17 protein-coding genes are annotated in these 22,308 nt (G+C 70.8%); 9 read left to right on the forward strand and 8 right to left on the reverse strand.

Features of this window, described 5'->3' with window-relative positions; all coding sequences use genetic code 11:
- Nucleotides 1-76 precede the first annotated feature (76 nt).
- Nucleotides 77-2,641: a protein translocase subunit SecD gene (secD, locus tag ACFSOX_RS14495; RefSeq protein WP_378478523.1), complete on the forward strand. Its 2,565-nt coding sequence runs from the start codon at nucleotides 77-79 to the stop codon at nucleotides 2,639-2,641.
- 159 nt (nucleotides 2,642-2,800) lie between these two features.
- Here secD and ACFSOX_RS14500 read toward each other — a convergent pair whose 3' ends face one another.
- Genes ACFSOX_RS14500 through ACFSOX_RS14510 form a run of 3 tightly spaced genes read right to left on the reverse strand, consistent with a single transcriptional unit; the run spans nucleotide 2,801 to nucleotide 5,848 of the window.
- On the reverse strand, nucleotides 2,801-3,523 hold the full coding sequence (locus ACFSOX_RS14500; RefSeq protein ID WP_465270123.1) for an ABC transporter ATP-binding protein: 723 nt from the start codon (nucleotides 3,521-3,523) through the stop codon (nucleotides 2,801-2,803).
- 10 nt (nucleotides 3,524-3,533) lie between these two features.
- On the reverse strand, nucleotides 3,534-4,667 hold the full coding sequence (locus ACFSOX_RS14505; protein ID WP_378478524.1) for an ABC transporter permease: 1,134 nt from the start codon (nucleotides 4,665-4,667) through the stop codon (nucleotides 3,534-3,536).
- On the reverse strand, nucleotides 4,664-5,848 hold the full coding sequence (locus ACFSOX_RS14510) for an efflux RND transporter periplasmic adaptor subunit (protein ID WP_378478525.1): 1,185 nt from the start codon (nucleotides 5,846-5,848) through the stop codon (nucleotides 4,664-4,666). Before ACFSOX_RS14510 ends, ACFSOX_RS14505 begins: the two co-directional genes overlap by 4 nt.
- Nucleotides 5,849-6,129: 281 nt before the next feature.
- On the opposite strand from ACFSOX_RS14510, the gene ACFSOX_RS14515 reads away from it, so the two are divergent.
- The 6 genes from ACFSOX_RS14515 (at nucleotide 6,130) to ACFSOX_RS14540 (ending at nucleotide 14,230) form a co-directional block, all read left to right on the forward strand.
- Nucleotides 6,130-6,693, forward strand: a complete 564-nt coding sequence (locus tag ACFSOX_RS14515) for a hypothetical protein (RefSeq protein ID WP_378478526.1) — start codon at nucleotides 6,130-6,132, stop codon at nucleotides 6,691-6,693.
- 84 nt (nucleotides 6,694-6,777) lie between these two features.
- Complete coding sequence (locus ACFSOX_RS14520) at nucleotides 6,778-8,538, forward strand: efflux RND transporter periplasmic adaptor subunit (RefSeq protein WP_378478527.1); 1,761 nt, start codon at nucleotides 6,778-6,780, stop codon at nucleotides 8,536-8,538.
- Nucleotides 8,539-8,547: 9 nt separating this feature from the next.
- Nucleotides 8,548-11,685 carry an efflux RND transporter permease subunit gene (locus ACFSOX_RS14525; RefSeq protein WP_378478528.1) on the forward strand — a complete coding sequence of 1,046 codons (3,138 nt, stop codon included), beginning with the start codon at nucleotides 8,548-8,550 and terminating at the stop codon, nucleotides 11,683-11,685.
- Nucleotides 11,686-11,716: 31 nt separating this feature from the next.
- On the forward strand, nucleotides 11,717-12,118 hold the full coding sequence (locus tag ACFSOX_RS14530) for a hypothetical protein (RefSeq protein WP_378478529.1): 402 nt from the start codon (nucleotides 11,717-11,719) through the stop codon (nucleotides 12,116-12,118).
- A gap of 349 nt (nucleotides 12,119-12,467) precedes the next feature.
- Nucleotides 12,468-13,037, forward strand: a complete 570-nt coding sequence (locus ACFSOX_RS14535) for a GNAT family N-acetyltransferase (RefSeq protein ID WP_378478530.1) — start codon at nucleotides 12,468-12,470, stop codon at nucleotides 13,035-13,037.
- Nucleotides 13,034-14,230, forward strand: a complete 1,197-nt coding sequence (locus ACFSOX_RS14540) for an MFS transporter (RefSeq protein WP_378478531.1) — start codon at nucleotides 13,034-13,036, stop codon at nucleotides 14,228-14,230. The genes ACFSOX_RS14535 and ACFSOX_RS14540 overlap by 4 nt, the downstream gene beginning before the upstream one ends.
- A gap of 137 nt (nucleotides 14,231-14,367) precedes the next feature.
- Here ACFSOX_RS14540 and pflA read toward each other — a convergent pair whose 3' ends face one another.
- From pflA to ACFSOX_RS14555, 3 genes are all read right to left on the reverse strand, one after another.
- Nucleotides 14,368-15,168, reverse strand: coding sequence for a pyruvate formate-lyase-activating protein (pflA, locus tag ACFSOX_RS14545; RefSeq protein ID WP_378478532.1), 801 nt, complete (start codon nucleotides 15,166-15,168; stop codon nucleotides 14,368-14,370).
- A gap of 195 nt (nucleotides 15,169-15,363) precedes the next feature.
- The gene (pflB, locus tag ACFSOX_RS14550; RefSeq protein ID WP_378478533.1) at nucleotides 15,364-17,622 is read right to left on the reverse strand and encodes a formate C-acetyltransferase; all 2,259 of its coding nucleotides are present in this window, start codon (nucleotides 17,620-17,622) and stop codon (nucleotides 15,364-15,366) included.
- A gap of 459 nt (nucleotides 17,623-18,081) precedes the next feature.
- The gene (locus tag ACFSOX_RS14555; RefSeq protein ID WP_378478560.1) at nucleotides 18,082-18,780 is read right to left on the reverse strand and encodes a GntR family transcriptional regulator; all 699 of its coding nucleotides are present in this window, start codon (nucleotides 18,778-18,780) and stop codon (nucleotides 18,082-18,084) included.
- Between the two features lie 249 nt (nucleotides 18,781-19,029).
- On the opposite strand from ACFSOX_RS14555, the gene ACFSOX_RS14560 reads away from it, so the two are divergent.
- Nucleotides 19,030-20,106 (forward strand): tartrate dehydrogenase, encoded by a 1,077-nt coding sequence (locus tag ACFSOX_RS14560; protein ID WP_378478534.1) that lies wholly within the window; start codon nucleotides 19,030-19,032, stop codon nucleotides 20,104-20,106.
- A gap of 136 nt (nucleotides 20,107-20,242) precedes the next feature.
- On the opposite strand, the gene folE is transcribed toward ACFSOX_RS14560, so the two are convergent.
- The gene (gene folE, locus ACFSOX_RS14565) at nucleotides 20,243-20,953 is read right to left on the reverse strand and encodes a GTP cyclohydrolase I FolE (protein WP_378478535.1); all 711 of its coding nucleotides are present in this window, start codon (nucleotides 20,951-20,953) and stop codon (nucleotides 20,243-20,245) included.
- A gap of 132 nt (nucleotides 20,954-21,085) precedes the next feature.
- On the opposite strand from folE, the gene ACFSOX_RS14570 reads away from it, so the two are divergent.
- Nucleotides 21,086-21,565: a DUF2177 family protein gene (locus ACFSOX_RS14570; RefSeq protein WP_378478536.1), complete on the forward strand. Its 480-nt coding sequence runs from the start codon at nucleotides 21,086-21,088 to the stop codon at nucleotides 21,563-21,565.
- Between the two features lie 261 nt (nucleotides 21,566-21,826).
- Here ACFSOX_RS14570 and ACFSOX_RS14575 read toward each other — a convergent pair whose 3' ends face one another.
- Nucleotides 21,827-22,300 carry a cytidine deaminase gene (locus ACFSOX_RS14575; protein ID WP_378478537.1) on the reverse strand — a complete coding sequence of 158 codons (474 nt, stop codon included), beginning with the start codon at nucleotides 22,298-22,300 and terminating at the stop codon, nucleotides 21,827-21,829.
- Nucleotides 22,301-22,308 lie beyond the last annotated feature (8 nt).

A 22,308-nucleotide genomic window follows, 5' to 3' on the forward strand; every position in this document is an offset into this window, starting at 1 on the left:
TTCCGATCTCATCACGCTCCCGCCGGGCGACGACGACGTCGCGCCGGTGCGCGAACGCTCGACCTGGACGACACCCATGCGAACCTCGCCTCGGGTGCTGACGACCTATGCCCTCGTGATCATTCTGGGCATGCTCGCGGCGCTCCCCAATCTCCTCACCTCGGCGCAGCTCGCCGCCCTGCCGGACTGGCTGCCGAAGCGGCAGATCACGCTCGGCCTCGATCTGCGCGGCGGATCGCACCTCGTCCTCGAGGTCGATGTCCGCGAGCTCGTCAAGGAGCGCCTGCAAGGCCTCGTCGGCGAAGCCCGGCGCGAACTCCGCCAGGCCGGCATCGAGACCGCCTCGGTGCGCCGCCAGGACAATGCCGTGGTGGTCGACCTGCGCGATCCGGCCCGCGAGGCCGACGCCGTGAAGCTCCTGCGCAAGCTCGCCCAGCCGGTGGCGTCGCTGGCCTTCGGCAGCCCGACGACGACCGACATCACGGTCACGCCCGGCCAGGCCGGTCCGACCGGCCCAGCCGGACGCATCCGCATGGCGCTCGGCGAGGACGGGATCCGCGACCGCACCAATGCCGCCGTCGAGCAGAGCATCGAGATCATCCGCAGCCGGATCGATCAGGTCGGCGTCGCCGAGCCGACCATCCAGCGCGCCGGCGCCGACCGGATTCTCGTGCAGCTTCCCGGTGTGCAGGATCCGAACCGCATCCGCTCGCTGCTCGGCAGCACCGCCAAGCTGACCTTCCAGATGCTGTCGACGGCGGATCCGTCCGGGCCTCTGCCGGCGGGCGTCCGCGTGATGCCCGGCGCCGCGGCGGGCGAGCGCTACGCCGTCGAGGACCGCGTCTCGGTCGCCGGCGACCGGCTCGCCGACGCGCGCGCCGGCTTCGACCAGCGCACCGGTGAGCCGATCGTCTCGTTCCGCTTCGACGGCGTCGGCGCCCGCCAGTTCGCCGACGTGACCACGGCGAATGTCGGCCGGCCCTTCGCCATCGTGCTCGACGGCAAGGTGCTGAGCGCGCCGGTCATCCGCGAGCCGATCACCGGTGGCTCCGGCCAGATCAGCGGCCGCTTCACGGTGGCGCAGGCGACCGACCTCGCCGCCCTGCTGCGCGCCGGCGCGCTGCCGGCGCCGCTGACCGTGATCGAGGAACGAACCGTCGGTGCCGATCTCGGCGGCGACGCCATCGCGCGGGGGCTGGGGAGCGGGCTCGTCGGCTTCGGCCTGGTGTTCGCCTTCATGCTGGTGCTGTACGGGCCGTGGGGGCTGGTCGCCAACGCGGCGCTCGCCCTCAACGTGGTGCTCACGCTCGGCGCCCTGAGCGTGCTCGGCGCCACCCTGACGCTGCCCGGCATCGCCGGAATCGTGCTCGGCATCGGTCTCGCGGTCGACGCCAACGTTCTGGTCAACGAGCGCATCCGCGAAGAGACCCGGAAGGGCCTGGGCGCCTTCGCGGCGCTCGACGCGGGCTTCGATCGCGCCTACGCCACCATCGTCGACTCCAACGTGACGGCGCTGATCGCCACCGCACTCCTGTTCTTGTTCGGCTCCGGCGCGATGCGCGGCTTCGCCGTCACGATGGGGCTCGGCATCGCCATCTCGATGTTCACGGCGGTGTCGATCGTGCGGGTGATCATGACCGCGATCGTGCGCCGCCGACGCCTGAAGACGCTGCGCATCGAGCCGCCGTTCCGGCTCAAGCTGATTCCGGAGGGCACCGCGATCCCGTTCATGCGCGGCCGCTTCGTCGGCATCGGCGTGTCGGCCTTCCTGTCGCTCGCATCGATCGGCCTGTTCGTCGCGCCGGGGCTCAACTACGGCGTCGACTTCCGCGGCGGCATCCAGATGGAGGTGGTGACGAAAGCGCCGGCCGACCTCGCGACGCTGCGCAGCGGGCTCGACAGGCTCGGTCTCGGCGAGATCGTGCTACAGGAGTTCGGCGACGCCTCGACCGTGCTGGTGCGGGCCGAGCGGCAGCCCGGCGACGAGGCGACCCAGACCGCGGCCGTGGAGACGATCCGCGGCACGCTCGCCCAGATCGCGCCGGGATCGAAGGTCGAGCGGACCGAGGTGGTCGGACCGAAGGTGAGCGGCGAGCTCGCCACCGCGGGCGTGCTCGCCGTGGTTCTCGCGAGCCTCGCCATGATGGCCTACATCTGGGTGCGGTTCGAATGGCCTTTCGCGGTCGGCGCCATCGCGACCCTGGTGCTCGACGTCACCAAGACGATCGGCTTCTTCGCGCTGACCGGGCTCGACTTCAACCTCACCGCCATCGCGGCGCTCTTGACGCTGATCGGCTACTCGGTCAACGACAAGGTCGTGGTGTACGACCGCATGCGCGAGAACATGCGGCGCTTCAAGGCGATGCCGCTGCGCGACGTGATCGATCGGTCGATCAACGAGACCCTGGGGCGCAGCCTCTACACCTCGGTGACGGCCCTCCTGGCGATGCTGCCGATGGCGCTGTTCGGCGGCGCCGCGGTGGCGAGCTTCGCCGTCCCGATGGTGTTCGGCATCGTCGTGGCGGCGAGCTCCTCGGTGTTCATCGCGGCACCGATCCTCCTGTTCCTCGGCGACTGGCGGACCCGCCGACGGTCGGCGATCGCCCCGCCTCGCGCCGATGAGGCCGAGAGTCCGGCCTGAGCGACCGTGGCCCGCGACCGACCGCCGGCGCCGCGCGCTGCCGACGGTCGGCCGCCTCGGGCTTCTCGGACGGCATCTGCCTGATCGCTGCCGGTCGGTCCGGGTTCGCGGCTTCGCCGCGGCCCGAAATGACCAGGAGCCGATCGACTGGAACGGGTATCAGATCAGGCGGCCGTCGCGCAGCTCCAGCACCCGGTCGAAGCGGTCGACGATCTTCTCGTCGTGGGTCACGACGACGATCGCCGCCTTCCGGTCGACGGCGACGCGGCGGAGCAGATCCATCACGGTCTGGGCGCGCTGGGAATCGAGCGCCGCGGTCGGCTCGTCGGCCAGGATGATGCGCGGCCGGTTGGCGAGCGCACGGGCGATGGCGACGCGCTGCGCCTCGCCGCCCGAAAGCTGCGACGGAAAGGCGTCACTGCGGTGGCCGACGTCGAGATAGTCGAGCAGCTCGCGGGCGCGGCACCGCGCCGCGGCGCGCCGCTCTCCGGCGAGCTGTAGCACCAGCGCGACATTGTCGGTCGCGGTGAGGAAAGGCAGCAGATTGTGGAACTGGAAGATGAAGCCGACGGTCTCGAGCCGCAGCCGGCGCAGATCACGGCGCAGCCAGTGCCCCTCGGCGAAGATGTCCTCGCCGGCGATCCGAACCGTGCCCTCCGACGGCGCCAGGATGCAGCCGACGATGTTGAGCACCGTCGTCTTGCCGGAGCCGCTCGGGCCGCGCAGCCCGACCACCTCGCCGGCCGCGACGTCGAACGACACGCCGCGCAGCGCGTCGACTCGCGCCGGGCCTTCGCCGTAGTGCTTCCGCACGTCGACGAAGGAGACGAGAGGCGCTGCGGGGCTGATCATCGCGGCGTCGATCATCGTGGGGGCGCTCATGGCGCGCTCCTCACCCGGCCAGCGCCGTCGCCGGATCGACCTTCAGGGCGAGCCGGACACCGAGCGTGCTGGCCAGAAGGCAGATGACGACGACCGCGGCGGCGAGCGCCATCACGTCCGGCGGATCGACGACGACGCGGCGCGGAAAGCTGTCCTTGAGGGCGAGCAGCAGCCCGAGGCCCGCGGCGAAGCCGATCGCTCCCATCGCGAGCGCCTGCTGCAGGATCAGCCCGACGATGGTGCGATCGGGCGCGCCGATCAGCTTGAGGGTGGCGATCTCGCGGGTCTTGTCGATGGTCAGCGTGTGGATGATCAACGCGATGATCACGGTCGAGACGATCAGCAGGAGGGTCGTGAACAGGCCGATCTGCCGCCGCGCCCGCTCGATCACGGACCGGCTCAGCACCGTCTCCTGCTCCTCCTGGGTCAGCACCGCGAGATGCTTCCAGCGCCGCACGCCGTCGGCGACGCTCGCCACCGGCACGTCCGGGCTCACCCGCGCGACGATCGCGTTGACGATATCGCTCGACGCCTCGCCGCCGCCGCGGGCGAGCTCGCGGCGCGCCGCCGGCGGGGCGAGCTCGAACTGCAGCTTCTGCGAGTCGCGCAGCGTGATGAACACCACCGGGTCGCCGCCCGAGGAGACCTGCCCGGCCGTGACGCCGACCACCGTGAACTCGCGGCGACCGAGCTTCAAGCGCTCGCCGACCATCAGCCCGGCGGAGCGATCGACGACCGCCTCGTAACGGCTCTGCACGATCGGACGGCCGTCGATCAGCCGGCCGGGACCGCCGGGACGACCGGGCTCGAAGCCGATCACATAGAGCCGCAGTTTGCCGGCCGCCGTATCGGTCTCGACCGATTGGAACGTCACGGCGCCGGCCGCCATGACGCCGGCGACGCGGGCGACCGCCTCCCGCGTGTCGCCGGGCAGCCGCGAAGCCTCCGCGAAGGGACCGCGCGTGTTGGTCTCGACCACCCACAGGTCGACGGCCGGCGACCGCGCCAGCGCCAGGGCCTCGGCGATCAGGCCGCGATAGATGCCGAGCATCGAGAGAACGATGGCGAGCAGCAGGCCGAGCCCCAGGCACGTCATCAGGAAGCGGCCGAGATTGTGCAGGATGTCGCGGGCCGCGAGGTTCATGGCCGCGATCCCTCCGGCCGCGATCCTTCGGTCCCTGCCGCGAGCGAGGCGGAGCGTCCTTCACGAAATCCCGAGCCGACCACGGCGGCGATCCGGGCGCCGTCCGGCAGGCCGTCGCGCAGCGCGACGCGGCCATCGTGGCTGCGGTCGCCGAGCTGCACCCGCACCTTCTCGAGCCGACCATCGCGAAGAATCCAGACGACGCCGGTCGCGCCGTCGAAGCGCTCGATCGCCTTCTCGGGGATCATCAGGGCGCGCGGCAGCACCGCCTTGGTGACGAACACCTCGGCCTGCTCGCCAATGTGGAAGTCGGCCGGACAGTCCGTGCAGGCGACGTAGACGCGGCGCTCCTCGTTGACGCGGTCGCTCTCGATGCCGATGCGCACCACCGTGCCGTGGAAGGTCTTCTGGGGCAGCGAGCGCAGCCGCACCTCGGCCGGCTGGCCGAGCGCGATGCCGCCGGCGCGCGCCTCGTCCACATAGGCGAGGATCCACACGGTCTGCGGCGCGACCAGCGTGAACAGTGCCTCGCCGGCCCCGACCACGGCGCCGAGCTCCTTCGCACGCGACACCACGATCGCATCGAACGGCGCCTTCAGGACATGCTGATCCAGCACGGCGCGGTCGCTGGCGAGCTGGGCGCGGGCGTCGTCGAGCCGTGCCTTCGCGGACGCGATCTCGCTCTGCGCCACCAGGAGGTCGGCGCCGGCGATCGCCTCGTTGGCCTGCGCCTCCTCGGCGGCCTCCTGCGACACCGACTGGCGTTCGAGCAGCGACTGGCGCCGGCGGTTGGTCTGGGTGCGCTGGCGATGCGTCGCCTCGGCCTTGTGGGCCGCGGCCTCGGCGACCTTCAGGGCGGCCTCTGCGCTGGCGACCTGAGCCTGCGCCTTGGCGAGCCGCGCCGCCTGCTCGGTCGGGTCGATCGCGGCCAGCACCTGCCCGGTCGTGACGGCGTCGCCGTGGTCGGCGTGCAGCGCCGTGAGCGTGCCGGCCACCTTGAAGCCGGTCCGGCTGGTCACCCGCGCCTCGACGGTGCCGAGCCCGAACACCTTTATCGGCACCTCGGTCGCCGGTTCCACGACGGTGACCGAGACCGGCGACGAGCGCAGGACGAAGACGACGCCGGCCACGACGGCGGTCCCGACACCGAGCACGGCGAGAACGAGAGCGAGGCGGCGCATGGGCGGCTCTGACCAGGACAGGGGGGAGCGAATGGACGACACCGTGGACAGGCACGCAGGACGGATGCGAGACGCACACGGAGGGACCGATCAGGGGACCGATCACGGCCGGAAATGATCACCGGACGGAGTGTCCAGGCGATGTCGTGAATGTAAAGTCGTGTAAAGACCGGACGATCGGGCCCGCGTCGCAAGCGGCCCGACCATTTTACCTCACCGTGCGTCGATTGCCGTCGCGTCCGAACACGAGTATTCTGATCCGCGAGAGGATAATCCGACCGATGCGATCGTCGATCCTGCGCCTGCTCGGACTGGCCGCGCTGCTCCTCGCAGCCGCGGTCGGCTTCGTCGTGGCCGGATCCGGCCTCGCACAGGCCCATCCGGGACATGGTCACGATCATCCGGGCCCGGTTCACGCAGGTCACGTCCTGTCCAGCCCCATCCTGTCGGATGACACCCATTCCGGTCATGTCCCGGGCCTCCAGCCGGTGTCGGCATCGACCGGAATCGACCTGACAACCTCGGCCACGACCATCGCCCTCGCGTCGCCGATCAGCACGCACGCAACCGATGCGCACGCAACCGACGTGCACGCCTCCGATTCGCCCGACGCCGCCATGACCGACGGGTCCGTTCGGCACGACGGCACGGCATCCGGAGGCGGCTGTGCGGCGCCCGGCTGCTGCGGCGGCGGTCCCTGCAGCGTCTGCTGCTCGGTGGTGCCCGCCAATGCCGGTCTCGTCTGGCCGTCGCGCGCCGTGGTGGCGCTCGGCATCCTCCCCGGCCCGACGCTCGACGACGCCGTGTCGTCCGGCCTCATTCGTCCCCCTCGATCCTTCGTCTGAGCCCGCTTTCGCAACGATCCCGATCCCGGCCCTTCGCGCCGGATCGTGGTCCATGCCCGGTTCCACGACGAAGGACGCTTTTCGATGCTCTCCCGCATGTTTCGCGCGGCCGCGGTTCGCGCGACCGTGGTGGTCGCCGCGCTGCTCGTCGCGCTGTTCGCCGGAACGGCGACCGCTGTCGCCCACGAAGGTCACGATCACGGCGACCAGTCGGCCGCACCGGCCCATGTGCTGCCGCGCGGCGAGGCGACCAGCGGGCCGTTCCAACTCGTCGGCGTCCTCAACGGTGACGAGCTGGCCCTGTGGCTCGACGACTTCGCCACCAACCGGCCCATCACGAACGCGACTCTCGAGATCGAGACCCCGCAAGGGCCGGTGACGGCCGAGCCGCGACCGGCGGACGGCAGCTTCCGCCTGAAGGCGCCCTGGCTCGCGGCCGGCCGCTCTGCCGCCGACACATCCGCCGGCGCCGCCGCCTCAGGGCATGTCGATCTCGCCGTCACGGTGACGGCCGGCGACGCGATCGAGATCCTCGCGCTCACGATCGAGACCGGTGGAGCGGCGACCACCGCGGCTCCGGCCGACGCCGGCACCTGGGCGGCCTGGACGGCTCGCCTCGGTGCGCTCGGTCGGCCGGCCGTGCTGTCGACGCTCGCCGGTGGCATCGCGGCGGGCCTGCTGCTCGCCGGCCTGTTCGGGCGACGCCGCGCCGCCGCCGTGCCGCTCGCCGCGGTCGGGCTTCTCGCCGCGATCGGCCTCGGGCTCCTGCAGCAGCAGAGTATCGCGCACGAAGAGCGCACCGCCGACGCGCGTCCTCCGGCGCCCCGGCCGACCGCGATCGCGGTCGCCGAGCGGGCGCAGCGCCAGACCGACGGCACCCTCTTCGTGCCCAAGGCGGTGCAGCGCATCTTCGCCCTGGAGAACACCCTCTCGGCCACCGGCAGCACCCGTCGCGCCGTCGAGCTGCCGGGCCGCATCATCCCGGACCCGGACGCCGCGGGCTACGTGCAGACCGCCGTCGGCGGCCGCTTGGCGCCGCCACCCGGCGGCTTTCCCCGGCTCGGAGCGACCGTGAAAGCGGGCGACGTGCTCGCCTATGTCACGCCGCCCGTGCAGGCGATCGACGCCTCCGACATGCGCCAGCGCCAGGGCGAGCTCGACCAGCAGATCGCCATCGTCGAGCGCCGCATCGCCCGCTGGGAGCCGCTCGCCGCCGCCGGCGCCGTGACCCGCACCCAGCTCGAGGAGGCCCGGCTCGAGCTGAAGGGCCTCGCCGACCGCCGCGCTGCGCTCGACCGTGTTCGTCGCGAGCCGGAGGCGCTGGTCGCGCCGGTGTCCGGCATCGTCGCCGACGGCGTGCCGGTCGCCGGCCAGATCGCCCAGACCAACGCGATCGTGTTCCAGATCGTCGACCCGACGCGCCTGTGGGTCGAGGCGATGAGCTTCGATCCGCTCGACGGCCTCGCCCAGGCGAGCGCCGTGACGGCCGGCGGCACCACGCTGCCGCTCGCCTTCCGGGGCGCCGGCTTCGCCGACCGCGGCCAAGCCATCCCGGTGCACTTCGCCGTCACGGGCGACACCAAGGGCATTCGCACCGGCCAGTTCGTCACCGTGGTGGCGGCGACCGGCGAGACCACCTCCGGCATCGCGGTGCCCCGCTCCGCCGTGGTGCGCGGCAGCGACGGCCAGGCCCAGGTGTTCGACCACGTCTCGGCCGAGCGCTTCGTGGCGCGCCCGGTGCGCACCGCGCCGCTCGACGGCGACCGCGTGCTGATCCTGGCCGGCGTCGAGCCGGGCCGGCGGATCGTCGTGCAGGGCGCGCCGCTCCTCGACAACGTGCGCTGAGGCCGCGCCATGTTCACGACCCTGGTCACCCAGTCGCTGCGCAACCGCATCCTGGTGCTGGCGCTCGCCGCCGTGCTGATCGTCGTCGGGATGTTCAGCGTGTCGCGCCTGCCCGTCGACGTCTTCCCCGACCTCAATCGCCAGACCATCACCATCATGACCGAGGCGGAGGGGCTCGCCCCGCCCGAGGTCGAGCTGCTCGTCACCTACCCGATCGAGACGCGGTTGAACGGGGCGCCGGGCGTCACCCGCATCCGCTCGGTGTCGGGCGTCGGCCTGTCAATCGTCTATGTCGAGTTCGAGTGGGGCGGCGACATCTACCGCAACCGCCAGCTCGTCGCCGAGCGGCTCGCGCTGGTGCGCGATCAGCTCCCGCCCGAGGTGACCCCGATGATGGGGCCGGTCTCCTCGCTGATGGGCCAGATCGTGATGATCGCCATGACCAGTGAGACCGCGACCCCGATGGAGCTGCGCGAGACCGCCGACTTCGTGGTGCGGCCGCGGCTCCTCGCCATTCCGGGCGTCGCCCAGGTGATCCCGATGGGCGGCGAGGTACGCCAGTATCGCGTCTCGCCGCAGCCGCCGGCGCTGCGCGCGCTCGGCGTGAGCTACGAGCAGATCGAGAAGGCCCTGACCGCCTTCGGCGCCAATGCGGGCGGCGGCTTCGCCGACCTCGACGCGCGCGAGGTGCTGATCCGCAACATCGGGCGCACGACGAACCTCGACGATCTGCGCAACGTCGTCGTCGCCACCGTCGACGGGCGACCCGTGTTCCTGCACCAGGTCGCGACCGTCGACTACGCGGCGCGCGCCAAACGCGGCGACTCCGGCTACATGGGCAAGCCCGCCGTCGTGGTCGCGGTGGAGAAGCAGCCCGACGTCGACACGGTGGCGCTGACGCGGCGCATCGAGGAGGCCGTCAAGGAGCTCGAGCCGTCGCTGCCGCACGGCATCTCGCTCGCCAACCCGATGTTCCGCCAGGCCGACTTCATCGAGACCTCGATCCGCAACGTCGAGACCGTGCTGATCGAGGCCGGCATCGTCGTCGCCGTGGTGCTGTTCGCCTTCCTGCTGAACTGGCGCACCACCGTGATCTCGCTGACCGCGATTCCGATGTCGATCCTGATCACGGCCGTGGTGTTCCACCTCGCCGGCCTGTCGATCAACACCATGACGCTCGGCGGCATCGCCATCGCGATCGGCGAGCTGGTCGACGACGCCGTCGTCGACGTGGAGAACATCTTCCGGCGCCTGCGCGAGAACGTCGCGCTCGGCTCGCCCCGCCCGGTGTTCGACGTGGTGGTCGGCGCCTCGCAGGAGGTGCGCTCCGGCATCGTCTACGCCACCGCCATCATCGTGATGGTGTTCGTGCCGCTGTTCGCGCTCGGCGGCGTCGAGGGCAAGCTGTTCGCGCCGCTCGGCCAGGCCTACATCGTCTCGATCCTGGCGAGCCTCCTGGTGTCGATCACGCTGACGCCCGTGATGGCCTTCTACATGCTGCCGGCGCTCGGCCGGCACGCCCATCGCGAGGGCTTTCTCGTCCGCGTGCTCAAGCGCGGCTATGCGGCGACGCTGCGCCGCGCCTACGGCGACGGCGGGCCGATCCTCGCCGCCACCGTGGCGCTGGTGATCGCCGCCGGCGCGGCGGCGCTGTCTCTGCCGCGCGTCTTCCTGCCGCCCTTCAACGAGGGCACCTTCACGATCCTGCTCACCTTCAATCCCGGCGTATCGCTGCCCGAGTCGAACCGCGTCGGCACCATCGCCGAGCGCCTCCTGATGGACGTGCCGGGGATCCGCACGGTCGGCCGGCGCACCGGCCGGGCCGAGCTCGACGAGCACGCCGAGGGCATCCACGTCACCGAACTCGAGGTGGCGCTCGACCGCGGCCGGCCCAAGCAGGAGATCGTCGCCGACATCAGGGCGCGGCTCGCCGTGCTGCCGCTGTCGCTCAACATCGGCCAGCCGATCTCGCACCGGCTCGACCACATGCTGTCCGGCATCCGCTCGGAGCTCGCCCTGAAAGTGTTCGGCGAGGATCTCGACACCATGCGGACGGTCGCCGAGAGCTTTCGCGAGAAGCTCGCCGGCATCCCCGGCGTCGTCGACCTGCAGGTCGAGAAGCAGGTGCGCATCCCGCAACTCGAGGTGAGGGTCGACTACGGCCGCGCCGCGCTCTACGGCGTGCAGCCGGCCGCCGTGGTCGATCAGCTCGGACGCCTGTCGAACGGCCGCGTCGTCTCGCGGGTGATCGACGGCGTCCGACGCTTCGACGTGGTGATGCGTCTGCCCGAGCGGCTGCGCACCACCGGCGGGCTCGGCGATCTGCTGATCGAGACGCCACGCGGCTGGATCCCGGCCCGCCTGATCGCCGACATCCGCGAGACCGACGGGCCGAACCAGATTCTGCGCGAGAACGCACGGCGCCGCATCGTCGTGCTCGCCAACGGCGACGGCTCGACCGACATGGCCGGAATCGTCGCGTCGATCAGGAACGTCATCGCGGAGACGCCGCTGCCGCAGGGCGTGACGGCCCGGCTCGAAGGCACGTTCCAGGCCCAGGAGGAGGCCGCCCGCACCATCGGGCTCCTGTCGCTGGTGTCGCTGGCGATGATCTTCGCGATCCTGTACGGCCGCTATCGTTCGGCCGTGCTGGCGCTGATCATCATGGGCAGCGTGCCGCTGGCGCTGATCGGCTCCGTGGCGGCGCTGTGGATCGCCGGCGAGCCCCTGTCTGTCGCCAGCATGGTGGGCTTCATCACGCTCACCGGCATCGCGGCCCGCAACGGCATCCTCAAGATCAGCCACATCGCCAACCTGGCGGTGAGCGAGGGCATGCCGTTCGGCCGCGAACTCGTCACCCGCGGCTGCCTGGAGCGGATGACGCCGGTGCTGATGACGGCGCTCTCGGCCGGCGTCGCGCTGGTGCCGCTGCTGATCGACGCCTCGGGCGCCGGCAAGGAGATCCTGCACCCGGTCGCGGTCACGATCTTCGGCGGGCTGATCAGCGCGACGCTGCTCGACGCCTTCGTGACGCCGATCCTGGTGCTGCGGCTCGGCGAGAAGCCGATCGCACGGCTGTGCGCCGTCGCGGCCGAACGCGCCACCGACTCCGCCACCGCGGCGACGCCCGCGCCGGCGACCTTCTGATCCTTCATCTCACACGAACAGGAGAACCCCGATGATCACCCGACGCATCCTGCTCACCAGCGCCGCCCTCGCGACCTCCGCGCTGACGGCCGGCCCCGTGCTCCTCGCGCCCGCACCGGCTCTCGCCCACAACCCGAAGCCGAGCCACGGCGGCCGCATCGTCATCGCCGGCCAATATCACGTCGAGCTGGTGATCGCGGGCACGACCGTGTCGGCCTATCTGCTCGGCCACGACGACAAGCCGCGCGACGCCGCCGGTCACCAGGGCTTCGCCCTGCTGGTCGTCGACGGCAAGAGCCAGCGCGTGCCGCTCGTGCCGGCCGGGCCGAACCGGCTCGAAGGGACGGCCCCGGCGCCGCTGCCGCCGACCGCCAAGGCGGTCGTGCAGATCACCGCCCCGGGGGGCGCCACGGCGCAGGCCAAGTTCGATTGACGCCCGGCGGTTCGGTGGAAGACGATGCCGCGCGGGTGGCGTCGTCCGCGCAGGCGGGTGTCCCGGCAACCGCCGACGCCCGTCGTCGTCGTCGCGACGCCGCGGCGGACCGGGCGCTGCGCCTTCGCGGAGCGCGACGACTGAGAGGTTTCGGCCACGGTGTCGGCCGCGAGGTGTGACCGATCGGCGGGGCACGTGACGCGCCTCGCGGCGGGTTTCGGAGCGGGCGGAACGACACCCACGATCGCCTCGATCGGGCGGCTTCCATCGGGATGCCGGCAGGGGCAAGATCGCCGACGCTTCACGCCGTCCTGCACGGCCTCGCTTCGGTGTCTCCCACGAGGGTCTCTTGTCCCGTCCGTCCGACTCGTCCCCGACTCGGCTGCGCGATTGCGCGGCCGGCGATCTCCCGGCCGTCACGGCCATCTACGCCGAGGCGGTCCGCCACGGGCGCGCCAGTTTCGAGCTCGAGCCCCCCGATCTCGCCGAGATGACGCGGCGGCGCGACGCCCTGGTCGCAGGCGGCTTTCCGTATCTGGTCGCCGAGATCGACGGCACGATCGCCGGCTACGCCTATGCGGGGCCGTATCGGTCGCGGCCCGCCTATGCCTGGACGGTGGAGAACTCGGTCTATGTCGCGCCGCCGATGCAGGGCCGCGGCCTCGGCCTCGCGCTGCTGACGAGGCTTATCGACGCGGCGACGGCGCACGGCTTCCGCCAGATGATCGCGGTGATCGGCGACTCGGCGAACCACGCCTCGATCCGGCTGCACACCCGCGCCGGCTTCGCACCGGTCGGGGTGCTGCGGGCGAGCGGCTTCAAGCACGGCGTCTGGCTCGACAGCGTGCTCATGCAGCGCGCGCTGGGCGACGGCGACCGCACGCCGCCCGCCGTTCCGGCCGCCCCGACCGCCCGATGAACGCCGGCAGCGGGATCTCGCGACGCCTGGTCGCGGCACTGGGCGCCGGGCAGCTCGTGCTGTGGGGCGTGTCCTACTATCTGGTCGGCGTGCTGGGCGACCCGATGGTGGCCGACCTCGGCTGGTCGCGCACCGCCGTCTATGGCGGCTTCGCGCTGGCGCTGGTGGTGATGGGCATCGTCTCGGCGCCGGTCGGCCGTGCCGTCGATCGCCTCGGCGGGCGGCAGGTGATGACGGCCGGCTCGCTGCTCACCGCACTCGGCTGCGCCGGGCTCGCCGCCACGACCGGGCCGATCTCGTTCGTCGCCGCCTGGGCCTGCCTCGGCCTCGCGATGCGGATGACGCTCTACGAGGCCGCCTTCGCGGCGCTGGTGCGGATCGGCGGCCGTGAGGCGCGCCCCGCCATCGCCCAGATCACGCTTCTCGGCGGGCTCGCGTCGAGCGTGTTCTGGCCGATCGGCGATCTTCTGAACAAGGGCTTCGGGTGGCGCGGCGCGGCGCTCGGCTACGCCCTGTTCGCGCTCGCCACCGTGCCGATCCACCGGTCGATCCCGGACGCTCGCGCGTCCGACCGCCCGGTGCCGGCCGGCACCACCCCGCCGCCGGCCCCGCTCGCCGCGACGCCGGCGCAGCACCGTACCGCCGCCGTGCTCTACGCCACCGCCGTGACCGTGACGGCGTTTCTGGCGGCCGCCATGTCGGCCCACATGATCGGGTTGATGGCCGGCCTGGGCCTCGGCGCCGGAGCCGCCGTGTGGATGTCGGCGCTGCGCGGGGTGGGCCAGTCCACGGCGCGCCTCGGCGAGGTGGCGCTCGGCGGCCGTAGCGACCCGTTGACGCTCGGCACGCTCGCGGCCGCGCTGCTGCCGCTCGGCTTCGTGGTCGGGCTGTGGGGCGGCGTGTCGCTGGCCGCGGCCGCCGTGTTCGCGCTCGCCTACGGGGCCGGCAACGGGCTGATGACCGTGGTGCGCGGCACCCAGCCGCTGGTGCTGTTCGACCATGCCACCTACGGCGCCCTGGTCGGTCGACTCACGGCGGCGAGCTTCTTCGTCTCGGCGGCCGCCCCCGTGACCTATGCGGCGGTGATCGATCGGTTCGGAGCAGGTGTGGCCTTGGTCGGCTCGGCCATGCTGGGCACCGTCGTGCTGGCCTGCGCGGCGGCTCTGCTTTTCATGTTCCGCCAGCCGCGATAGGTCGCCGCGACCTCATGTAAGAGCTCCGCTCGTCCCCACGAAGGCGGAAACCCAGAGGCCGCCGACGCGAGGTTCCGGAATCTCGCCTTCGCGGGAATGAACGGAGGATCGGGCGGGTGCCGTGCCCGCCGTTCGGATCAGCGGACCGTGAGACCGCGCGTTCTGAAGATCGCGATCGCCGCCGCGATCTGCTCGGCGGTCGGCACCGGCGTGTCGCCGAGCGGATAGGCGCGGCCGAGCGCCGCCCATTTGTGCTCGCCGAGCCGGTGATACGGCAGCACGTCGACCTGCTGCACCAGCGGGCCGAGACCGACCAGGAAGTCGGCGAGCCGGGCGATGTCGGCTTCGCCGTCGGTGAGGCCGGGCACCAGCACGTAGCGGATCCACAAGGGCTTGCCGAGCCGCACCATGCGCCGCGCGAACTCGAGCGTCGGACCGAGCGCGCGGCCGGTGATCTCCTTGTAGACGGCCGGATCGGAATGCTTGATGTCGAGCATCACGAGATCGACCGGGTCGAACCAGGCGTCGGCGACCTTGCCGCCGAGGAAGCCCGTGGTGTCGAGCGCCGTGTGCAGGCGCAGGTCGTCGTGCAGGCGCCTCAACAGCGCGCCGACGAAGCCGGGCTGGCTCATCGGCTCGCCCCCCGAGACCGTGACGCCGCCGGCGAGGCGCAGAAAGCCGCGATACGGCGCGATCTCGGCGATCGCCTCGTCGAGATCGACGCGGCGGCCGCCCTTCGTGGTCCAGGTGTCGGGGTTGTGGCAGTAGACGCAGCGCAGCGGACAGCCGGCGACGAAGTAGACGAACCGCATGCCCGGGCCGTCGCCCGCCGCCCCGGTCTCGACCGAGTGCAGGAACCCGACCGGCGCCTGGTCGGCTTCGGTGCCGGCGGGCGGCACGATCATGCCGCCGGGCCGACCGACGGGGGCGTGAATCAAAGAGGGCTCGGGGGTCATCGTCTCGTTCTCTTTCGACCGATCCCCCCCGGTCATTCCGGGGCGCGGGCGGAAACCCCGCGAGCCCGGAATCCATAATCACAGACCGGGGTTATGGATTCCGGACAGCCGACCTGCGGTCGGCTTCCGGAATGACGAGGAGGATCCGATGCCTCACGGCATGGGCCAGCGTCATGATCACATGCAGCCGTGGAACGTCCGGCTGATCACGTCGAGCTGCTGCTCGCGCGAGAGCTTGACGAAGTTCACGGCGTAGCCAGACACCCGGATGGTGAGCTGCGGATAGTTCTCCGGGTGCTCCATCGCGTCGAGCAGCGTGTCGCGGTCGAGCACGTTGACGTTGACGTGGTGGCCCATGGCGCCCGCGAAGGCGTCGAGGCAGGCGGCGAGGTTCTTCTGCCGCTCCTCCGGCACCCGGCCGAGCGCCGTCGGCGTCGCCGAGGCGGTCCAGGAGATGCCGTCGAGCGCGCAGGCATAGGGGATCTTCGCGACCGACGCGCCGGCCGCGACGAAGCCCTTCTTGTCGCGCCCGTTCATCGGATTGGCACCCGGCGCGAAGGGCTCGCCGGCGCGGCGGCCGTCCGGCGTGTTGCCGGTCTTCTTGCCGTAGACGACGTTCGACGTGATGGTCAGCACCGACTGGGTCGGCACCGCGTCGCGATAGAAGTACGGCTGCGCCTTGATCTTCTCGATGAAGCTCTCGGCCAGCCACACGGCGATTCTGTCTGCGCGGTCGTCGTTGTTGCCGTAAGCCGGATAGTCGCCCTCGATCACGTAGTCGATCGCGAGGCCGGCGGCGTTTCGCACCACCTTCACCTTGGCGTGCTTGATGGCCGAGAGGCTGTCGGCGGCGACCGACAGGCCGGCGATGCCGCACGCCATGGTGCGCAGCACGTCGCGGTCGTGCAGCGCCATCTCGATGCGCTCGTAGGCGTACTTGTCGTGCATGTAGTGGATGACGTTGAGCGCCTTGACGTAGGTCTTGGCGAGCCAGCTCATCATCGGGTCGAGCTTGGCGACCACGGTCTCGTAGTCGAGCACGTCGCCCTCGATCGGCGTGAAGCCCTCGGCCACCACGAGGCCGGACTTCTCGTCGACGCCGCCGTTGATCGCATAGAGCAGCGCCTTGGCGAGGTTGGCGCGGGCACCGAAGAACTGCATCTGCTTGCCGATGCGCATCGGCGAGACGCAGCAGGCGATGCCGTAGTCGTCGCCCCAGTGCGGCCGCATCACGTCGTCGTTCTCGTACTGGATCGACGAGGTCTCGATCGACACCTTGGCGCAGAAATCCTTGAAGCCCTCGGGCAGCCGGGTCGACCACAGCACCGTCAGATTTGGCTCGGGCGCCGGGCCGAGATTGAACAGCGTCTGCAGGAAGCGGAAACTGGTCTTCGTCACCAGCGGCCGGCCGTCCTCGCCGATGCCGCCGATCGACTCGGTCACCCAGGTCGGGTCGCCGGAGAACAGCGTGTCGTATTCCGGCGTGCGCAGGAAACGCACGATGCGGAGCTTGATCACCATGTCGTCGATCAGCTCCTGCGCTTGCGCCTCGGTGAGGAGGCCGCGCCGGATGTCGCGATCGAGATAGATGTCGAGGAAGGTCGAGACGCGGCCGAGCGACATCGCCGCGCCGTTCTGCTCCTTCACGGCGGCCAGATAGCCGAAATAGGTCCACTGCACGGCCTCGCGGCCGGTCGCGGCGGGCTGGGTCACGTCGCAGCCGTAGGTCGCCGCCATCTGGGCGAGCTCGTCGAGGGCGCGGATCTGCTCGTTGAGCTCCTCGCGCAGCCGTATCGTCGTCTCGTCGAAGACGGCGTCGTCGATCTCGTGCAGCTCGCGCCGCTTGTCGGCCTTCAGCCGGTCGGTGCCGTAGAGCGCGACACGGCGATAGTCGCCGATGATGCGGCCGCGGCCATAGGCGTCCGGCAGGCCGGTGACGATGCCGGACTTGCGGGCCGCGAGGATCTCCGGCGAATAGGCGTCGAAGACACCCTGGTTGTGGCTCTTGCGATACTTGGTCCAGATCTCCTGAACGGTCGGGTCGATCTGGAAGCCGTAGGCCTCGAGGCCCATCTCGACCATGCGCAGGCCGCCGTTCGGCATGATGGCGCGCTTGAGCGGCGCGTCGGTCTGCAGGCCGACGATCAGCTCGGCGTCACGATCGATCCAGCCGGGCGCATGCGCCGTGATGGCGGCGGGCTTGTCGGCGGAGACGTCGAGCACACCTTTCTTGCGCTCCTCGGCGAGCAGCCCGGTGAGCCTCTCCCAGACGCCGAGCGTGCGGGCGGTCGGGCCGGCGAGGAAGCTCGCGTCACCGAGATAGGGGCGATAGTTCGCCTGGATGAAGCCGCGCACGTCGATCCGGCTCTGCCACGCTCCGGCGGCGAAGCCGGCCCACGGCTCGGTTGCGGTGACGGTCTCGGTGATGGCGTTCATGACGACCTCGTAGGAAGCTTGTCCGGCGGAGGCACGAGCACGCGCGTGTTGATCGTCCGAGACCGGGGGCGTGTCAGGCGAGGAAGGTCGTCACGGAGACGTCGGAATCTTGCGGTTCCGGCGAGACCGCTCGGCCCTCGGGGTCGCGCAGCGGTTCGTACCTCGATGTCAGGTGATATATCACCACGTATTTCCGACGAGGAGCGCCGAGCGCGAATGCCCGCATCGCGCCGAAAGCGGCCGTCGGGCCCGATACGACATCTTGTGATATTTCATCCCGACGGCCGCGCAGCTTCGTTCCGTTTCGGGACCGCGTTTTGATTACGGGATCCTGCGCTCCGGAGAATTGCGTAGACGAAAGGTCGCGTTCGCGGTCCGAAACGCCGCGTCGAGACGTGTCGGTTCGACCTCCGGAAAACCGGACTTTCTTTCTGAATACGCTCCGGAAATCCGACGGCTCTACAGATGCCGCAGGCCGAGCTTTTCCAGGAGCGGGAGCAGCTCGTCGCGGGCGTGCTCGCGATGGGCGCGGGCAAGCGCCCCGGCGCGCGGGGCGTCGCCCTTGCGGATCGCCGCCGTCACGGCGAGGTGCTCTTTCAGCGAGCGGGTCGGCTTCACGCGCAGCCGCAGCGTCACCGTGCGGGCGCGATGCGATTGGTCCATCACGGCCGCGACCGCGCGGGCGAGCCGCGCGTTGCCGCAACGCTCGACGAGCGCGCGGTGGAAGCGGTCGTCGGCGCGCGCCCAGGCGTCGAGGTCGTCGCGCGCCAGCGCGGCCTTCATGTCGGCGTTGATCGCGTCGAGCGCTTCGAGCGCCGCCCGCCTCGGCGCGTCGGCGGCCGCCGCGATCGCCTCGGCGGCGCGACCTTCGAGGGTCGCGATCAGATCGTAAATCTCGCGCATGTCGTCGGGCGAGAGCGCACAGACCTGGATGCCGCGCTTCGGCAGCACGCGCACCAGCCCCTCCTCCTGCAGGCGGATCAAAGCCTCGTGGACCGGCGTGCGGCTCATCCCGAGCGTCAGCGCGATCTCCTGCTCGGAGCCCTGATAGCCTGGCGCGAACACGTTGTCGCGCACCGCCGCCTTCATGGCCCGATAGGCGTTCTCCACCAGCGACGACGACGTGGCCTCGGCCGTCGGCCCCCCGGGCGTCGCCACGGCAGCCGTGGGGCCGAGCGGCGCCCCGCTGCCCCGAGCGGTCACGCGTGCACCGCGATCCGGGGCATTCAATCGTCGTTGCATGGAAGCTCCGATGGAAGATCGACGACGGGCAATGGACGCACCAGGGCGGATTCGATAACTTGCATGGAAGTCGGCATGCATTGCAACACGCATCGCAGATCGCAGCCGCGACCGCGAGGTCGCACGCGGCGTCGGGCCGACGGCGGACGAGACGGTGGAGCACAGATGCGGGAGTATCGGATCGCGGCGATCCCGGGCGACGGGATCGGGACGGAGGTGATCGCGGCCGGCCTGCAGGCACTCGCGGTCTGCGCGGCGCGCGACGGCGGCTTCCGCCTCGCCGTCGATCACTTCGACTGGGGCTCGGCCTGGTACAGGCAGCACGGCAGGATGATGCCGGAGAACGGCCGCGACCAGATCCGCTCGCACGACGCGATCTTCTTCGGCGCCGTCGGCGCGCCCGACGTGCCCGATCACGTCACGCTGTGGGGCCTGCGCCTCGCCATCTGCCAGCCGTTCGATCAGTACGCCAATGTGCGGCCGACCCGAATCCTTCCCGGAATAACGAGCCCGCTGCGCGCCGTCTCGGGCCCCGAGCTCGACTGGGTGATCGTGCGCGAGAACTCGGAGGGCGAGTACGCCGGCGTCGGCGGCCGTGTCCACCAGGGCTTTCCCTACGAGACCGCGACCGACGTCGCGATGTTCACCCGCGTCGGCGTCACCCGCATCATGCGCTACGCCTTCCGCCTCGCGCAGTCGCGCCCGCGAAAGCTGCTTACCGTCGTCACCAAGTCGAACGCCCAGCGCCACGCGATGGTGATGTGGGACGAGATCGCCGCCGAGGTCGCGACCGAGTTCCCCGACGTCACCTGGGACAAGATGCTGGTCGACGCGATGACCATGCGGATGGTGACCAAGCCGGCGACGATCGACACCATCGTGGCCACCAACCTGCACGCCGACATTCTCTCCGATCTTGCCGCCGCATTGGCCGGCTCGCTCGGCATCGCGCCGACCGGCAACATCAACCCCGAACGCAAGTTCCCGTCGATGTTCGAGCCGATCCACGGCTCCGCCTTCGACATCACCGGCAAGGGCATCGCCAACCCGATCGCCACCTTCTGGTCGGGCGCGATGATACTCGAGCATCTCGGCGAGACCGCCGCGGCCGCGCGCTTGATGCGTGCCGTCGAGCGGGTCACGGCCGATCCGCGCCTGCACACGCCCGATCTCGGCGGCAGCGCGACCACGGCAATGGTCACCGACGCGGTCTGCGAGGCGCTCGTCGGCGACAATCTGTGACGGCCGCCACGACGGCGGAGTCGCGACGGCCCCGTCGCCAAGACACCGTTTCGCGAAGACACCGTGTCGCGAAGACACCGTGTCGCGAAGACACCGTGTCGCGAAGACACCGTGTCGTCGCGACGCGCGCTGTCGTCTAGTCGATCAGCGACAGAAATTCCTGGCGGGTCGCGGTGTTGTCGCGGAACACGCCGGTCATGCGGCTCGTCACCATGTCGGTGTCGTGCTTGTGGACGCCGCGGGTCGACATGCAGTGGTGCTGCGCCTTGATGACGACGGCGACGCCCTGCGGGTCCAGCACGTCCTGGATCGTGTCGGCGATCTGGGCCGTCATCTTCTCCTGGATTTGCAACCGCTTCGCGTAGACCTCGACGACCCGCGCCAGCTTGGAGATGCCGACCACCCGGCCGTTCGGCACATAGGCGACCCAGGCGCGGCCGATGATCGGCACGATATGGTGCTCGCAATGGCTCTCGAAGCGGACGCCGCGCAGCACCACCATCTCGTCGTAGCCGGCGGTCTCGTCGAAGGTCTTGCGCAGAATCGCGGCCGGATCCTCGCGATAGCCCTTGAAGAACTCCTCGTAGGCGCGGGCCGCGCGGGCCGGCGTCTCCAGAAGGCCCTCGCGGTCCGGATCGTCGCCGGTCCAGCGCAGGATGGTGCGGAACGCCGCCTCCACCTCGGCCCGCGAAGGACGCTCGATCTTGGGACGCTCGATCTTCCCGCGTTCGGTCCGACTGCGGCCGCCCGGGGCGTCGTGGTCCTTGGTGCGCTTCGCCATCGTGTCCAGAGCCGTGTCCAGTGTCGGGTCGAGTGTCGGGTCGAGAGCCTGCAGGGCGGGGGTCATGCGTCGTCCTTTCCTATAGATCGCGGCGAATACGACGGGAAGCACCGCCCGGATCAGGGTGCGGCATCTCCGCCCTCCTCTCGGCACGGCACGCCGTATCCCACGGGCGACGGCGACGATCAGGATCGTCGGGTGGCGGTGATCCAGCGGCACGACGGCGGCGTAGTGCCGGTGCTCGTTCAGTGCAGGACCGTTCCATTGCCCTACGCCATCGCCTACGTGGCCGTTCTGGTCGCCTTCGTCGCCATCGATTTCGTCTGGCTGTCCAAGATGGGGCCCCTGCTCTATCGCCCGACGCTGGGCGACATTCTTCTGGAGGCGCCGCGCTTTCCGCCGGCCATCGTCTTCTATCTGATCTATCCGATCGGCGTGATCGCCTTCGCGGTGGCGCCGGCGCTGCGCGAGGAGAGCATCCTGCCGGCGATCGGCTGGGGCGCGCTGTTCGGTGCGCTCGCCTACGCGACCTACGATCTCACGAACTACGCGACGCTGCGCAACTGGACGCTGCAGCTCACGCTGGCCGACATCGCCTGGGGCGCCGTGCTGACCGCCATCGCCGGCGCCGCCGGCTACGGCGCCGCTGCGGCGTCGCGTCACTGGTTCGGGTCGTGACGAGGCCCCATCTGCGGCGTGACGCGGCACCGCGATTCTCGCCCGTCGCGCCCACCCCGCGCTTCGCCCCTGTACGGTCGGCGGGGTGAGGTATCATCAGCGGGGTGAGAACGTCCGACACACGACCGGTGGTCAGCCATCCCGGTCGTGTTCACGGCCCCGGCCTTGTCATATTGCCGCTGCAGGCGAGACGAGGCTGGGGCCGTGACCCTCGCGCCGGCGCGACCGCCGCCGTGAGGACGCGGTTCGCGGCGGCCGTCTTCACGCTTTACGGCGATGCCGGGCGACGTCGATCCCGAGATTCCGCGGGCCGAATGCATAAGGCAGGAGCACCGAAATCGGCGCGACCAGGCAACGCGTCAGGGTGCCGTCGCAGGAGATGACCTTGATGTCGCCGCCGGCGACTTGGCTCGCCTCCATGATCATCTGTCGGCATCCGCCGCACGGCGTGACGATCTCGAGGCCCGCCCCGGGACGTCCGGTCGGGTGACCGACGATCGCGATCGTCGTGATGTCGAAGTCGCCGTCGGCGTTGGCCCTGGAGATCGCCGTCACCTCGGCGCACGTCCCGAGCCGATAGGCCGCGACTTCGAGGTTCGAGCCGCTGTGGATCGCACCGCTCCTGGTGCGCACCGCGGCCCCCACGGAAAAGCCGGAGTACGGCTCGTAGGCCCGCGCCGCCGCCGCTGCCGCTGCCGCACAGAGTTCTCGATCATCGGGCGCCAGCGACGACACCGGAACGA

Source organism: Rhodoplanes azumiensis, from assembly GCF_042682915.1.
GTDB classification, from domain to species: Bacteria; Pseudomonadota; Alphaproteobacteria; order Rhizobiales; family Xanthobacteraceae; genus Rhodoplanes; species Rhodoplanes azumiensis.